At 75.3% G+C, this 15167-nt stretch carries 14 protein-coding genes and 1 riboswitch; of the genes, 4 read left to right on the top strand and 10 right to left on the bottom strand.

Going from position 1 to position 15167, the window contains the following annotated elements:
* Positions 1–306: 306 nt before the first annotated feature.
* On the top strand, positions 307–1236 hold the full coding sequence (locus ACFVST_RS24480) for an SCO1860 family LAETG-anchored protein (protein WP_390155704.1): 930 nt from the start codon (positions 307–309) through the stop codon (positions 1234–1236).
* Between the two features lie 30 nt (positions 1237–1266).
* Here the strand turns inward: ACFVST_RS24480 and cobC are convergent, their stop codons facing one another.
* Positions 1267–2340, bottom strand: coding sequence for an Rv2231c family pyridoxal phosphate-dependent protein CobC (cobC, locus tag ACFVST_RS24475; RefSeq protein WP_390155702.1), 1074 nt, complete (start codon positions 2338–2340; stop codon positions 1267–1269).
* Entirely contained in the window at positions 2337–2732 is a 396-nt protein-coding gene (locus tag ACFVST_RS24470; protein ID WP_390155700.1) for a cobalamin biosynthesis protein, read from the bottom strand. The genes cobC and ACFVST_RS24470 overlap by 4 nt, the downstream gene beginning before the upstream one ends.
* A 42-nt stretch (positions 2733–2774) precedes the next feature.
* Here ACFVST_RS24470 and ACFVST_RS24465 point away from each other — a divergent pair, with 42 nt between their 5' ends.
* Positions 2775–3503, top strand: a complete 729-nt coding sequence (locus tag ACFVST_RS24465; protein WP_390155698.1) for a ZIP family metal transporter — start codon at positions 2775–2777, stop codon at positions 3501–3503.
* Positions 3504–3532: 29 nt separating this feature from the next.
* Here the strand turns inward: ACFVST_RS24465 and ACFVST_RS24460 are convergent, their stop codons facing one another.
* The 8 genes from ACFVST_RS24460 to ACFVST_RS24425 all read right to left on the bottom strand — a co-directional run bounded on the left by ACFVST_RS24460 (position 3533) and on the right by ACFVST_RS24425 (position 13079).
* Complete coding sequence (locus ACFVST_RS24460; protein WP_390155697.1) at positions 3533–4906, bottom strand: cobyrinate a,c-diamide synthase; 1374 nt, start codon at positions 4904–4906, stop codon at positions 3533–3535.
* The gene (cobO, locus tag ACFVST_RS24455; RefSeq protein WP_390155695.1) at positions 4903–5511 is read right to left on the bottom strand and encodes a cob(I)yrinic acid a,c-diamide adenosyltransferase; all 609 of its coding nucleotides are present in this window, start codon (positions 5509–5511) and stop codon (positions 4903–4905) included. Before cobO ends, ACFVST_RS24460 begins: the two co-directional genes overlap by 4 nt.
* The gene (locus ACFVST_RS24450; protein WP_390155693.1) at positions 5511–7649 is read right to left on the bottom strand and encodes a putative cobaltochelatase; all 2139 of its coding nucleotides are present in this window, start codon (positions 7647–7649) and stop codon (positions 5511–5513) included. Before ACFVST_RS24450 ends, cobO begins: the two co-directional genes overlap by 1 nt.
* A complete protein-coding gene (locus tag ACFVST_RS24445; protein WP_390155692.1) occupies positions 7646–9217 on the bottom strand; it encodes a cobyric acid synthase in 1572 nt (523 codons plus the stop codon). The genes ACFVST_RS24450 and ACFVST_RS24445 overlap by 4 nt, the downstream gene beginning before the upstream one ends.
* Positions 9214–10203, bottom strand: coding sequence for a cobalamin biosynthesis protein (locus ACFVST_RS24440; protein ID WP_390155690.1), 990 nt, complete (start codon positions 10201–10203; stop codon positions 9214–9216). Before ACFVST_RS24440 ends, ACFVST_RS24445 begins: the two co-directional genes overlap by 4 nt.
* 33 nt (positions 10204–10236) lie before the next feature.
* Positions 10237–10416: riboswitch (cobalamin riboswitch) on the bottom strand.
* Between the two features lie 165 nt (positions 10417–10581).
* Positions 10582–10803, bottom strand: coding sequence for a hypothetical protein (locus ACFVST_RS24435; protein WP_390155708.1), 222 nt, complete (start codon positions 10801–10803; stop codon positions 10582–10584).
* A gap of 27 nt (positions 10804–10830) precedes the next feature.
* Positions 10831–12132 carry an anion permease gene (locus tag ACFVST_RS24430; RefSeq protein WP_390155688.1) on the bottom strand — a complete coding sequence of 434 codons (1302 nt, stop codon included), beginning with the start codon at positions 12130–12132 and terminating at the stop codon, positions 10831–10833.
* Positions 12133–12338: 206 nt separating this feature from the next.
* On the bottom strand, positions 12339–13079 hold the full coding sequence (locus ACFVST_RS24425) for a lysozyme (RefSeq protein WP_390155686.1): 741 nt from the start codon (positions 13077–13079) through the stop codon (positions 12339–12341).
* A gap of 163 nt (positions 13080–13242) precedes the next feature.
* Here ACFVST_RS24425 and ACFVST_RS24420 point away from each other — a divergent pair, with 163 nt between their 5' ends.
* Positions 13243–13953 carry a class II aldolase/adducin family protein gene (locus ACFVST_RS24420; protein ID WP_390155684.1) on the top strand — a complete coding sequence of 237 codons (711 nt, stop codon included), beginning with the start codon at positions 13243–13245 and terminating at the stop codon, positions 13951–13953.
* Between the two features lie 58 nt (positions 13954–14011).
* A complete protein-coding gene (locus ACFVST_RS24415) occupies positions 14012–15142 on the top strand; it encodes an alpha/beta hydrolase (RefSeq protein WP_390155682.1) in 1131 nt (376 codons plus the stop codon).
* The last annotated feature ends 25 nt before the right edge of the window (positions 15143–15167 follow it).

Here is a 15167-nt window from a genome sequence, read left to right as displayed (position 1 = left end):
ACCCCCCCGCGCCCGCGCTTCGGGGGGCGGGGCTGTGCCTAAGGTGTGGTTCCCCCCCCCCTTAGGCCCGACTTTCTTTTGCGTGGGTTCCCGGATGCGGAATCGAACCGGTGCGCCAAAACCACCCCTTGGGGTGAAGTGACGCAAGGCCGCTGACCGTTCACCCTCCGTACGCGAGTATTCCGGGCAGCAGCGCCGCCGGGGGGTCCACCCGGTCCCCGTGCGGTGGGTCTCCGGTGGCGCTGCCCGCGGCGCCGTGTCCCTCGGCGCCCTTCGTCCCGTGTCTCTCGTGGGGGGCTCACCGCCTTGAACTGCAACACCTTCCGCCTGCCCGTACGCAGGCTGTCCGCCGTCGCCGTCTGCACCGCACTGGCCGCCGTCCCCGCGGTCCTGACCGGTGCCGGACCCGCCCTCGCCGCCGACGGCCACGGCCGGGCCGAGGCCGCCGTACTCCGTACCGATCTCGATGTGTCCCTGCTCGACCAGACCGTCGACGTACCGCTCACCACCTCGCTCAACGAGGTCAGCGCACCCCGCACCGCACCCCGCACCGCTCAACGGACGGCGCTCACCGCCGAGTTGGACGGGGTGGACCACGGCAGGCCGTTCAGCCTGCTGCGGGCGGACGTCGCCAGGGCCGAGGCCACCGTGGGCGCGGAGCGGGCCGAGGCGGGCAGCAGGCTGGTCAACGCCCGGCTGCGGGTGCCCGGTCTGGCCGCGCTCTCCCTGGTCGAACTGTCCCAGGTGTCGGCGCGGGCGGTCTGCGCCGCCGGTGCGAAGCCGGTCGCCGAGGCTTCCCTGCCGGGCTCGGTCACCGTCCTCGGAAAGCGGATCACCCTCAGCAGCGGCGGCACCACCGAGGTGAAGGTGCCCGGCGTCGGCGAGGTGCGGCTCGATCTGGCCGAGCGCACCACGACAGGGCGCACCGCCGCCGCCTCGGCACTGCGCCTCCATCTGTCCGTCAACCCGCTGAAGTTGAACGTGGCCGGGGTCGAGGGCACCGTCACCATCGCCTCCGCCCGCTGCACCGCCCCGGACGCCGCCCCACCCGCCTCCGCGGCGCCCACCCGCCCCGCCACCGACACCCGCCCGCAGCAGGCCGAGGCGCCGAAGGAGAGCAACTTGGCGGAGACCGGCGGGAGTTCGGCCACCCCGTATCTGGTGATCGGCGCCGCGCTGCTGCTCGCGGCGGGCGGCACCGCACTCGCCGTCACCCGCCACCGCAGGAACGGCTGACCACGTGCACCGAGGCGGCCCGCACCCGGATCAGGGCCTGGTGCGGGCCGCCTCGGCGAGGGCGGTGCGCAGGGCGGCGGTGAAGGTGTCGGTGACGGCGGGGGAACGTACGGCGATCCGCAGCCAGTCGGCGCCCAGACCCGGGAAGGTGTCCCCACGCCGTACCGCCACCCCCAGCTCCCGCAGCCGCAGCCGGACCGCCTCGGCGCGCGGGCAGCGCAGCAGCAGGAACGGGGCAGCCGCCGGGGCCACCGCCCGTACCCCGAGATCCGCCAACTCGCCCAGGCGGCCCACCAGATGGGCCCGGTCGGCGGCCACCGCACGGGCCGCCCCGGCCGCCTCGGCCAGCGCTCCGGGCGCCATACACGCCTCGGCCGCCACCAGCGCCGGAGCGGACACCGGCCACAGCGGCTGGGTCCGCTCCAGCGCCGCCACCGTGTCCGGCTCCGCCAGCAGATAGCCCACCCGCAGCCCCGCGAGCCCCCACGTCTTGGTGAGGCTGCGGAGCACCACCAGACCCGGCACCCCATCCCGCCCGGCCAGCGCCTCCGGTTCCCCGGGCACCGCGTCCATGAACGCCTCGTCCACCACCAGCAGCCGTCCGGGCCGGGCCAGCGCCGTGAGTTGGGCCGCGGGGTGCAGTACCGAGGTGGGGTTGGTCGGATTGCCCACCACCACCAGGTCCGCGTCCTCGGGCACCGCCGCCGGATCCAGCCGGAAGCCGTCCGCCGCCCGCAGCAGCACCCGCCGCACCCGGTGCCCCGCGTCCCGCAGCGCCGCCTCCGGCTCGGTGAACTGCGGATGCACCACCACCGGCCGCCCCACCCCCGGCAACCGCGCCAGCAGGACGAAGGCCTCCGCGGCGCCCGCCGTCAGCAGCACCCGCTCCGGCGCCACCCCGTGCCGCCAGGCCACCGCCGCCCGCGCGGCCCGCCCGTCCGGATAGGCCGCGAGCCCGCCCAGCGAGTCCGCGATCCGCTCCCGCAGCCACCGTGGCGGGGTGCCCGCCCGTACGTTCACCGCCAGATCCAGCAGCCCGCGCCCGGCGTCCCGGATCTCGGCGTCGCCGTGGTGGCGCAGGCCCTGGGCGCCGGGGTCGTTCACCGGTCGTCTCCTTCCGCGGCGGCCAGCCGGGCCACCGCGCAGGTGGCGCGGGGCGAGCGGGTCTTGGCGACGAGCAGGGTGCCGCCGCGGGCCAGCGCCGCGGCCTCCGCGACGGAGGCGGTGCCGACCGCGGCCCGTACCGCGGTGGACGGATGCGGCACCGCGACCCGCGCCAGCACCTCGGCCGGGTACGCCGCCAACGGCACCCCGAGCCGGGCCGCCGCCGCGGTCAGCCCCGGCTCCGCGGCCCGCTCCCGCAGCGTCGCCAACTCCGCCACCGCCGCCGGGGCCAGGCCCGCGCCGTGCAGCACCCGCAGCACCAGCCCGTACAACTCCCCGGCGGCCACCCCGCGGGCGGCGCCCACCCCGACCACCAGATCGCGGAACGGCACCCCGGATGTGCGGCGCCGGGGGCCATCCGATACCAAAGGACCATGGCCGTGCTCGTGGCGCTGGGATCGTTCCTGCTCACCCTGGTCGGTGGCTGGACCGCTCAGCGGGTCACCGACCGGCGGCACTTGGTGCTGGGCCTGGCCGGCGGCCTGATGCTCGGCGTCGTCGGCTTCGACCTCCTCCCGGAGGCACTGGACGGCGCCGGCGAGGACGTGTACGGGGTGCCCGCCGCGCTGCTGCTCTTCGTCGGCGGCTTCCTCGCCGCGCATCTCGTGGAGCGGCTGCTCGCCCTGCGCAAGGCCGAACACGGTGCCCACGACCCCGACCAGGTGCCGCAGGTCGGGCTGGGCGCGGCCGCCGCGATGGTCGGCCACAGCCTCGCCGACGGGGTCGCCATCGGCGCGTCCTTCCAGGTCGGCTCGGCGATGGGCTTCACCGTGGCGCTGGCCGTCGTCACCCATGACTTCGCCGACGGCTTCAACACGTACACCCTGGCCAGCGCCTACGGGAACCACCGGCGCAAGGCGCTGGCGATGCTGGTGGCGGACGCGCTGGCGCCGGTGGTGGGCGCCGCGTCCACCGTCTTCTTCACCATCCCGGCGCAGCCGCTCGCCTGCTATCTGGGCTTCTTCGGCGGGGTGCTGCTGTATATCGCGGCCGCCGAGATCCTGCCCGAGGCCCACCACCGCCACCCGGCCCGCTCCACCCTGCTGTGCACCCTCGCCGGGGTGGCCGCGATGTGGCTGGTGATCGGCACCGCCGCCCACTGACGCCGCCGCGTCCACGGCGTCCACGGTGCTCACCAGCCGCCGTACCGGGCCGCGGCACACCGGGCCGTGAAGCGCCGCACCAACTCGGGGCCGCCCGCCCAGTGGGTGTGCAGATAGCTGGCGTGCACCCCGCCCCGGACGAAGCCCTCCACCCGCCGGTCCGGGGTGTGCAGCCCCCACGCCGGTACGGGCCCGGCGCCCGGCTCCAGCACCGTGCGGTGGAACTCATGGCCCCGGCTCCGGGTGCCCGCCGCGGCCAGTGCGCTGTCCGCGACCGCCACCGCCTCCCGGTACCCCAGGGTCAGCCGCGGCGACATCCGGGCCTCGGCGTCCAGCACCCCGCACATCGGCGCCCCGTCCAGCGACCGCGCCAGATACAGCAGCCCCGCGCACTCCGCGGCGACCGGCGCACCCGAGTCGGCCAGCGCGGCCACCGCCTTGCGCAGCGGCTCGTTCGCGGAGAGCTGCGGCGCGTACTCCTCGGGGAAGCCGCCGCCGATCACCAGCCCGTCCGTGTCCGGCGGCAACTCCTCGTCGCGCAGCGGGTCGAAGACCGCCACCTCGGCCCCGGCCGCCGCCAGCAGCTCGGTGTGCTCCGGGTACGCGAAGGTGAACGCGGGACCGCCGGCCACCGCGATCCGCGGCCGCCGCCCCGGTGCGCTCCCGGCCACCGCCGCCTCGGGATCCCACGGTTCGTCCGCCAACGGCGGTGCGCTGCGGGCCAGTTCGAGCAGTGCCGGCAGATCGCAGCCGGTACGCACCTGCTCCGCCATCGCCCGGACCGCCTCCAGTGCCGCGGTGTGCCGCTCCGCCACCGGGACCAGGCCGAGGTGGCGGGACGGGGTGCGGACCCGCCCGTCGCGGCGCAGCGCCCCCAGCACCGGCACCCCCGCCTCGTCCAGGGCGTCCCGCAGCAGCGCCTCGTGCCGGTCGGAGCCCACCTTGTTGAGGATGACGCCGCCGACGCGGACCTGCGGGTCCCAGGCGGCGAAGCCGTGCACCAGCGCCGCCACCGAACGCGACTGCGCCGACGCGTCGACCACCAGCACCACCGGCGCCCGCAGCACCTTGGCGACCTGTGCCGTGGACGCCAGCTCACCGCGGCCCGAGGCCCCGTCGAAGAGGCCCATCACGCCCTCCACCACGGCCAGTTGGCAGCCCCGCGCCCCGTGTGCGAAGAGCGGCCCCAGCAGTTCCGTACCGCACAGGAAGGCGTCCAGATTGCGGCCGGGGCGGCCGGTGGCGAGGGCGTGGTAGCCGGGGTCGATGTAGTCGGGGCCCACCTTGTGCGGGGAGACGGCGAGGCCGCGCTCGGTGAACGCGGCCATCAGACCGGTGGCGACGGTGGTCTTGCCGCTGCCGGAGGCCGGGGCGGCGAGCACCAGCCGGGGCACCGAGGTCACCACTCGATGCCCCTCTGGCCCTTCTGCCCGGCGTCCATCGGGTGCCTCACCTTCGTCATGTCCGTCACCAGATCCGCGAACTCCCGCAGCTCCGCAGGGGCGTTGCGGCCGGTGATCACCACATGCTGGGTGCCGGGCCGCTCCCGCAGCACCGACACCACCTCCGCCACATCGATCCACCCCCAGTGCAGCGGATAGGCGAACTCGTCCAGTACGTACAGCTTGTACGTCTCCGCGGCCAGATCGCGTTTGACCTGCTCCCAGCCCTCCCGGGCCCTGGACTCGTTGTCCGGCTCGCCCGCCGCGGCCGGGCGCTGGATCCACGACCAGCCCTCGCCCATCTTGTGCCAGTCGACGGTGCCGCCCTCACCGGAGGCGCCCAGCACCCGCAGCGCGTTCTCCTCGCCGACCTTCCACTTGGCCGACTTCACGAACTGGAACACCCCGATCGGCCAGCCCTGGTTCCAGGCGCGCAGCGCCAGACCGAAGGCCGCGGTCGACTTGCCCTTGCCGGTGCCGGTGTGCACCAGCACCAGCGGGCGGTTGCGGCGCTGACGTGTGGTCAGCCCGTCCTCCGGCACCCTGCCCGGCTTCCCCTGCGGCACTACGCTGCCCTCCTGCCACGCGATTCGGTACCGGACGCCTGCTCCGCCCGTACGTTCCTGACCAGCCCGGCGAGCGCGTCGGCGCGCAGCTCCGCCAGGGTGACCGCGGGTGCGCCGAGCGCCCCCGCGAGCCGGGCCGCGAGCCCCAGCCGGACCGGCCCGGCCTCGCAGTCCACCACCACCGAGGCGACACCGTCCGCCGCCAGCAGGCCCGCGGCGCGCTCCGCGTCCGCCACCGGCTCACCGCGCGCCGCGCCCCGGGCCGCGGTGGCCCGCCCGTCGGTGACGACCACCAGCAGCGGACGCCGCGCCGGGTCCCGCAGCCGCTCCACCCGCAGCACCTCATGGGCGCGGAGCAGCCCGGCGGCCAGCGGGGTGCGGCCACCGGTGGGCAGCTCCGCCAGCCGGGCCGCGGCCGCGTCCACCGAGGACGTGGGCGGCAGCGCGACCTCGGCCCCGGTGCCGCGGAACGTCACCAGGCCCACCTTGTCCCGCCGCTGGTAGGCGTCCAGCAGCAGGGACAGCACCGCGCCCTTGACCGCGCCCATTCGCTTCCGGGCCGCCATCGAACCGGAGGCGTCCACCGCGAACAGCACCAGATTGCCCTCGCGGCCCTCCCGCCGCGCCTGCCGCAGATCGTCGCGGTGCAGCAGCAGCCCCGGCCCGGTGCGGCCCCGGGCCCGCTGGTGCGGGGCGGCGGCCCGTACCGTCGCCGCCAGATGCAGCCGGGTCAGGGAACCTTGCGGCCGGTCGGCGCCGACGGTGCGGCCGTGCTCGGTACGGGCCCGGGAGCGTCGGCCCGCGGCGCCCTCGCCGAGCCCGGGAACCGTCAACAGGCGGGCGCGGAACGGGTCCTGGGCGGCGGCGGGCGGCTGCTCGCCGGTGGTGGGCGCCGGCTGCCGCGCGGGCACCCGCGGCTCCTCGCCCTCCGGTGCGGTGGTGTCCTCCGGCGACGCGGAGTGCTCCTGCGGACCGGTGTCCGAGCCGGTGTCCTGCCCGGGACCGGCCGGGTCGTCCGCGGCGGGCGGCGGGGGAGCGCCACCGCCGTCGGGGCCGTCGTCGTCGGGGCCTTCGCCGGGGCCGTCATCGTCCGGGATGTCCGGGCCGCCGCCCGGCGGTTCGGGCTCGCGGGACTCGTCCAGGACGCGGTCCAACTGCTCCTCGTCCAGGCCGGGCGCGTCGAACGGATTGCGGCGCCTGCGGTGCGGCAGGGCCAGCAGCGCGGCCTGCCGCACATCCTCCTCCCGTACCTCGGTGCGCTCCGCCCAGGCGGCCAGCGCGGTCGCGGTACGGGCCATCACCAGGTCCGCCCGCATCCCGTCCACCTCGAACGCGGCGCACACCGCGGCGATCTGACGCAGTACCGCGTCCCCGAGCCGCACCCGGGGCAGCACCTCGCGGGCGTCCGCGACCCGGCGGCCGAGCGCCGCCTCCTCGTCCGCCCAGCGCGCCGCGAACGCCTCCGGGTCGTCGTCGTAGGCGAGGCGGCGGCGCACCACCTCGACCCGCTGGTCCGGTTCCCGGGAGGCGGCGACCTGCACGGTGAGGCCGAACCGGTCGAGCAACTGCGGCCGCAGCTCGCCCTCTTCCGGGTTCATCGTGCCCACCAGCAGGAACCGTGCCGCGTGCCGTACCGAGACGCCCTCCCGCTCCACATAGGACGAGCCCATCGCGGCGGCGTCCAGCAGCAGGTCGATGACATGGTCGTGGAGGAGGTTGACCTCGTCGACGTAGAGGATGCCGCGGTGGGCGTCGGCGAGCAGGCCCGGCTCGAAGGTCCTGACGCCGTCGGCGAGGGCCCGCTCGATGTCGAGGGCGCCCACCACCCGATCCTCGGAGGCGCCGACCGGCAGCTCCACCATGCGGGCGCGCCGGGTGCGGGCGGCGGCCGACTCGTGCGGGCCGTCCGGGCAGCCCGGGTCGGCCGCGCCCGGCTCGCAGGAGAAGCGGCAGCCGGACACCACCCGCACCTCGGGCAGCAGCACCGGCAGGGCGCGGGCCGCGGTCGACTTGGCGGTGCCCTTCTCGCCGCGCACCAGCACCCCGCCCACAGCGGGCGAGACGGCGTTCAGCAGCAGCGCGAGCCGCAGGTCGTCCTGACCGACGATCGCACTGAACGGATACGGGGTGATGGTCACGCGGGGTCCTCCACGGGGGTGTCGGTGGTGGTCTCGGGGTCGGCCGGGGCACCGGGCGGGACGAAGGGCAGTCCGGGCGGCGGGCCGGACTCGATCAGCCGCCACAGCAGATCCGTGTCGGCGTGCTCCTCCACCAGATCGCCCAGCAGGTCCAACTGCCGCTCCCGCAAAGCCCCGAACGAGGTGTCGGGCGCCGGTACGAAGCGGCGCCCCGCGGTCTCGGCCACCACCCGCAGGAACGCCCGCCGGAAGCCGTCCGACTCCAGCGAGCCGTGCCAGTGGGTGCCCCACACCGGGCCGCTGCGGCAGCCGTCGAGGAAGGGCGCGCCGCCCAGCACCTCGGCCACCCCGTGGTGGATCTCGTAGCCCCGCACCGGCTCGCCGAGGGCGGTGCCCGAGGGGCGGGCCAGGGTCTTCTCCCGGTGGAAGCGGACCCGTACCGGCAGCAGGCCGAGGCCCGGTACCCGGCCGGCGCGGGACTCCACCTCGTCCTCGATCTCCTCGCCCAGCAGTTGGAAGCCGCCGCAGATGCCGAGGACGGGGCGGCCCGCGGCGGCCCGGCGGGCCAGCGCCCCGGCCAGTCCGCGTTCCCGGAGCCAGCGCAGCGCCCGTACCGTGCCGCGGGTGCCGGGCACCACCACCAGGTCGGCGTCGGCCAGTTCCGGCGGCCGGTCCACGAAGCGCACCACCACACCGGGCTCGGCGGCCAGCGCGTCCACATCGGTGAAGTTCGACATCAGCGGCACCGCGCACACCGCGATCCGCAGCACGTCCTCCCCGGCCGGTTCGCTCACCGCCGACTCGCGGACCGCGCCGCGCAGCGACACCCGCAGCCCGTCCTCCTCGTCGATCCCCAGGCCGTGCCGGAACGGCAGTACGCCCAACGAGGGCCGCCCGGTGAGCCCTTGGAGCATCCGCAGGCCCGGTTCCAGCAGCGTCACATCGCCGCGGAACTTGTTCACCAGGAAGCCGGAGACCAGCGCCTGGTCGGCGGGGGAGAGCAGGGCGAGGGTGCCGAAGAAGGAGGCGAAGACCCCGCCGCGGTCGATGTCCCCGACCACCACCACCGGCAGCCCGGCGGCCCGCGCCAGCCCCATGTTGACGATGTCGGTACGCCGCAGATTGATCTCGGCGGGCGAACCGGCGCCCTCGCAGACCACCGCGTCGTACTCGCCCCGCAGCTCGCTCAGGCAGTCCAGCACGGTGCCGAGGAGTGCCTCCTGGCGGCCGCCGTGGTAGCCGCGGGCGCTCAACTCGCCCACCGGGCGCCCCATCAGCACCACCTGGCTGCTGCTGTCGCCGCCCGGCTTCAGCAGCACCGGGTTCATCAGCGCGCTCGGCTCCACCCGGGCGGCCTGCGCCTGCATGGCCTGCGCCCGCCCGATCTCCGCGCCGTCCCGCGTCACGAACGAGTTCAGCGACATGTTCTGCGCCTTGAACGGGGCGGCCTTCACCCCCTGCCGGACCAGCCACCGGCAGATCCCGGCGGTCACCACGCTCTTGCCCGCGTCCGAGGTGGTACCGGCCACCAGCAGCCCGCCGCCCCGGCCCTTCCCGCTCCCGCTCACACCGTCCCCGCCTTCCGCGCCGCCCGCTCCACGAGCAGCCTGCCGCCCGCACACACCACCAGCGCCCCCCAACTCACCCGCCGCGACAGCCGGATGGCGCGCGGTACGTCCTCGACCCGTACGGCACGCCCGGCCGCGTTCAGCACCGGCCGGTGCTCCACCCGGCCCCCGTAGGCGAGGGTGCCGCCCAGCCGTACGCCGAGCGCGCCCGCGAACGCCGCTTCCACCGGGCCCGCGTTGGGGCTGGGATGGCGGCCCGCGTCGGTACGCCAGGCGCGCAGCGCGGAACGCGGCGCACCGCCGAGCGCCGCCGCCAGCAGCGCCGTCAGCCGGGCACCGGGCGCGCCCGCCGCGTCGTCCAGCCGCGCCGAGGCCCAGCCGTAGCGCAGATACCGCGGGGAGCGGTGGCCCACCATCGCGTCCAGGGTGTTGACGGCACGGAACGCGACCAGCCCCGGTACTCCCGCCACCGCCCCCCACACCAGGGCGCCGACCACCGCGTCCGAGGTGTTCTCGGCGACCGACTCGACCACGGCGCGGGCGAGTTGACCGGCGTCCAGCGCCTCCGGGTCCCGCCCGCAGAGGTGCGGCAGCCGGGCCCGGGCGGCGGTGAGCTCACCCGCGGCCAGCGCGGCGCCCACGGCCCGAGCCTCCCGGCCCAGCGTGGTACCGCCGACCACGGCCCAGGTGGCGGCCGCGGTCAGGGCGGTGGCGGCGGCGGGGGAGCGGCGCACCGCCCGGCCCGCCAGTACGGCCACACCGAGGGCGCCGCCCGCGCAGACCAGGGTGTGCAGCGCGCCGCGGGCCCGGTCGTCCCTCCACAGGGCGCGCTCCACGGCGGCCGCGGCACGGCCGAAGGCGGCCACGGGGTGCCCGCGGCGGGGGTCGCCGAGGGCCGCGTCGGCGAGCATTCCGGCGGTGGCACCACAGGCGAACACCCGGGCGCCGTACGCGACTTGTGTTCCGGGTGGCGGGCAGCCCGGCATCGCTCCGTGTCCTCACTCAGGGTCCGCGCCCCGGTTCGAAGGAAACGACGGCGAGAGTCTCCTGGCTCCCGGATCCGCGGCTCCCCCGGCCTTCCAGCCCCGGTGGGTCGGGGCCGTGACATCGGTGTGGGGGAGCGCTCCCCGGTGACAGTGGCGGGACCGCGCCGGATTCGCACCGGCTTCCTCTCCATGCCGCCGTACTTGGCCCCGGAAGTCCACCACGGCCCCCGAACACCCGTCAACCTGCCGTTGACCTGGGACGGGAGAGTGTGCGCGGCCCCACACCACGGCCCCCAGCACGGGGAAGGGGCGGGGCGCGCACCGGTATCCCGGTGTACGCCCCGCCCCTCGCGCGGAGTACGGATCGCCCGCGCCCGATCAGGCCACGATCAGAAAGATCCCGTAGGCGACGGCGGCCGTGCACAGTGCGAAGCAGGCGTAGGCGCCGGTGGTGGCGAGCGCCGCGGAACCGCCTTCCGCGGTGGCCTCCTCGCGCTTGGCGAGGCCCACCACCCCGAGGGTGAAGAGGCCCACCAGGGCCACGGTGGCGACGAGGCTGACGCCGAAGACGGAGCCGAGTGCCGCCCAGTCGATGTCGATGGAGTCCATGGGATGCGGGGTCCTTTCCTACACCGTGGCCGGCTTGGCGGGCGCGGGCGGAGTCGTCGGCCCGCCGTCGGGTGCCGCCGCCGACTCCGACGTCGTCGACTCCGCAGCCTCGGTGTCCGCTGCCGCGGGGACCGCGCCGCGCACCGGCGGCGGGGCGACGGCGGCGATGGCGGTGGTGACCACCCCGGCCGGCTCGGCCGGCTCCGAACCGCCGTCCGCAGCCGGGTCGTTGACGTTGTGCTGGTCGACGGGACGGCGCCGGGACAGCGTCCAGATCAGTCCGGAACCGGCCACCAGCAGCACCCCGGTGGTGACGACGCCCCAGGTGCCGCGGCTGGTGAGGAACTCGGCACCGGCGCCCACCAGACCCGCGGCCGGCAGCGTCAGCCCCCAGGCCGCGAACATCCGGCTGGCCGTGGACCAGCGCACCACGCCCCCCTTGCGGCCCAGGCCCGCGCCCATCACGGCACCCGAGCAGACCTGGGTGGTGGAGAGCGAGAAGCCGAGGTGCGAGGAGGCGAGGATCGCGGTGGCCGCACTGGTCTGGGCGGCGAAGCCCTGTGGCGGCGCCAGCTCGGTCAGCCCGCGGCCCATGGTGCGGATGATGCGCCAGCCGCCGAGGTAGGTGCCGAGCGCGATGGCCAGACCGGCCGAAGTGATCACCCAGACCGGCGGGTTGGAGCCCGGGGCCAGGACGCCGCCGGTGACCAGGGCGAGGGTGATGATGCCCATGGTCTTCTGCGCGTCGTTGGTGCCGTGCGCCAGCGAGACCAGCCCGGCGGAGGCGATCTGCCCGGCCCGGTACCCCTTGGCGGTGTGCCGTTCGTCGGTGCGCGAGCCGAGCCGGTAGGTGATCCGGGTGGCCAGCGTCGCCGCGAGGCCCGCGACGAGCGGAGCGGCGACCGCGGGCAGCAGGACCTTGGTGATGACGGTGGAGCCGTTCACCGAGGACCAGCCGGCCGACATGACGGCGGCACCGATGAGCCCACCGAAGAGGGCGTGCGAGGAGCTGGACGGCAGGCCCAGCAGCCAGGTGAGGAGATTCCACAGGATGGCGCCGACCAGCGCCGCGAAGATGACCTCGGTTCTGAGGCCCTTTTCGTCGATGATCCCGCCGGAGATCGTTTTTGCGACCTCGACCGACAGGAACGCTCCGACGAGATTCAGCGAGGCCGAGAGTGCGACGGCCGCTTTGGGTTTGAGTGCGCCGGTGGAGATGGTGGTGGCCATCGCGTTGGCGGTGTCGTGGAAACCGTTCGTGAAGTCGAACACGAGAGCGGTGACGATCACGATCCCGAGGAGAAGCGTGATGTGTTCCATTTACCCGGGCTTCTGTTTGGCGTCGTTGGCATCAGGACCGTAGGCAATCTGGGTGAACGGAAGATGAACTCGGCCGGGCCGGAGAGTGACTCCGGTCGCGCGCCGGAGGAGGGCGGCGCGGGCGCGGGAGCGGGCCGCAGCACGGCGCCCCCTCCGTGCGCGGCCGGGGCGCGGAGGGGGCGCGGTGCTGGTGCGGGTGGTGCGGGTCAGCCCTTGGCGAGCCGCCTGAGCTGGGTCATGGAACCGTTGAACTTGTCCTGGTCGCCGGGGAGTTTGCCGTGGTCGTTGTACTGCCAGAAGGTCCAGAAGGTCCAGCCGGCGGGCAGCGGGCCGGGACTGGAGCCGTAGCGGGCCAGCCAGAGCGGGTGCTGGGCGGCGAAGGCCCGGCTGTGGCCGGTGCAGGTGTTCCACCACTGGGTGCTGGTGTAGATGGCGGGCCGGCGTCCGGTGCGCCGGTTCACCTCGTCGCTGAAGGACTTGATCCAGGACACCATCCCGGCCGCGCTCTTCCCGTAGCAGGAGCCGCCGGAGTACGGGTTGTGCTCGATGTCCAGGGCGGGCGGCAGCGTCTTGCCGTCCGCGGACCAGCCGCCGCCGTGCCGGACGAAGTAGGCGGCCTGCGTCTTGCCGGAGCTCTTGTTGGGGAGCGCGAAGTGGTACGCGCCGCGCAGCATCCCGGCCTTGTAGGCGCCGTTGTACTGCTGGGCGAAGTACGGGTTGCGGTAGTTCGTGGACTCGGTGGCCTTGACGTAGGCGAACCGGCCTCCCTTGCCGTGGACCGACCCCCAGTTGATGTTGCCCTGGTACGAGGAGACGTCATTGCCGATGGGCTTGGACGCGGCGGCCGCGGGCACCTCGGCGAGGGCCAGGCCGCCCAGAGCGAGGGCCACGGCGGACGCGGCGATCCGCCGGACTGGTCGACGGTCGGGAAGGCGAGCGAAAGCCATGTTTCCCCCAGGAAATGGGCTGTTGGGACAAATCGCCCGCAGGCTAACCACGGCTCCGACGGCCGTCCGGTGAGGCGCGACCAATAATTCGTAGAAAATGATTTATTACTGGATGAACTCACCCGAATGACGCAGCCGACGGCCGGGTGGCAGGATGCCCGCCATGACCCCACCCCCACCCGGACCGCCCACTCCCGACGACCCGCCCGCCCCGCCAGCCGAGGACGCCGCCCAACTCGCGCAGGCCTGGCGGGACCTGGTCGCCACCGCCCGCCGCAGCGTCACCGACGGCCTGGTCGTCGGCACCTCGGGCAATGTCTCCGTACGGGTCGGCGGCACCGTCCTGGTCACCCCCACCGGCGTCCCCTACGACCGGCTCACCCCCGGCGACCTCCTCGGAGTCGACCTGGACGGCACCGTGCGCCACGGCCGGCTCGCCCCCACCAGCGAACTCCCCATGCACCTCGCGGTCTACCGCACCACCGACGCCCGCGCCGTCGTCCACACCCACGCCGTGCACGCCACCGCCGTCTCCACCCTCGTCACCGAACTCCCGCCCATCCACTACATGACCGCGGCCCTCGGCGGCCCGGTCCGCGTCGCGCCCTACGCCCTGTACGGCACCGAGGAGTTGGCCCGCCACCTGCTGCACGCCCTGCGCGACCGCACCGGCTGCCTGCTCCGGAACCACGGCACCCTCACCCACGGCCACACCCTGGACGCCGCCTACGACCGCACCGCCCAACTGGAGTGGATGTGCCGCCTCTGGCTCACCGCCTCCGCCCACCCCGGCGCCACTCCCTCCCTCCTCACCCCGGCCCAGCTCGACGAGGTCGCCGACCGGCTCCGCGGCTACGGCCAGCCCGGCCGCTGAGCCGCCCCCGGGTGCCGGTCCACTGGCCTCCGGCAGCCCCCGCGCGCAGACTGGAGCGGTGCGCACCGCCAGAGCGACGGCAGCAGCGGCCGTCACCGCAGCGATAGGTGTCGGCGCGGCCGCAGTGGTGGCCGGCCGACTCGCCAGCGACGCCGCCCTCAAGGCGCCGCCCGGCCGCCCGCTGCCCACCGAACCCAGACTCACCGTCCACGCCACCGAGCCCGGCCGGATCACCCTCACCCGCGACCTGGCCTCCCTGCACCCCGGCCGCTACGGCCTCACCGGCGACGGCGTCCACGCCGTGGTCGGCCCCGTACTCGACGGGGTGCAGCACACCGCGGACACCGTGGTGCGCCGCCTGGAGCGCGTCACCCACGGCTCCCTACGGACCGGCGCCAAGGTCTGGCTCACCCCGCAGGTCCACATCGGCGACCCGCGCAGCGCCCTCGGCCTCGACCACGCCGACATCGACATCCCCGGCGAACTCGGCAGCCTGCCCGCCTGGTTCCTCCCCGGCGCCCGCGACACCTGGGTCATCACCGTGCACGGCCTCGGCACCACCCGCGAACACCCCATGGTCGTCATGGAGTTCCTGCACCGCGCCCGCATCCCCGTACTCGACCTCGCCTACCGCCAGGACCTCGGCGCGCCCCGCGCACCCGACGGACTGCGCCACCTCGGCGAGACCGAGTGGCGCGACGTGGACGCGGCCATCCGCTACGCGGTGCGCTACGGCGCCCGCAAGGTGATCCTGCACGGCTGGTCCACCGGCGCCGCCATGGCCCTGCACGCCGCCGCCCGCTCCGGAGTCCGGGACCGCATCTCCGGCCTGGTGCTGGACTCCCCGGTGCTCGACCCGGAGGCCACCCTGCGCGCCCTCGCCGAGGCCCGCCGCGCCCCGCGGATCCTGCTGCCGCTAGCGGTCCGCGCCGCCCGCGGCCGCACCGGAGCCGCCGCCGACGGACAGCGCCTCCGGCCCGACGGGGAGCCGGTCACGGTGCCCACCCTGCTGCTGCACGGCCCCGCCGACACCGTCGCCCCCTTCGCCGCCTCCCGCGGCTTCGCCCGCCGCAACGCGGACCGGGTCAACCTGCATACCGTGGCCGACGCCCCGCACGGCGCCATGTGGAACGCCGACCCGGCCCGCTACGAGGAGACCCTGCGCCGCTTCCTCACCGCCCTGGTCTGACCAGCCCCCGGACGTCATCTTCCGT

This window comes from Streptomyces sp. NPDC058045, assembly GCF_042885635.1.
In the GTDB taxonomy this organism is placed as follows: domain Bacteria; phylum Actinomycetota; class Actinomycetes; order Streptomycetales; family Streptomycetaceae; genus Streptomyces.
Note: the sequence above shows the minus strand (reverse complement) of the source record. Positions and strands in the feature narration are given on the sequence as shown.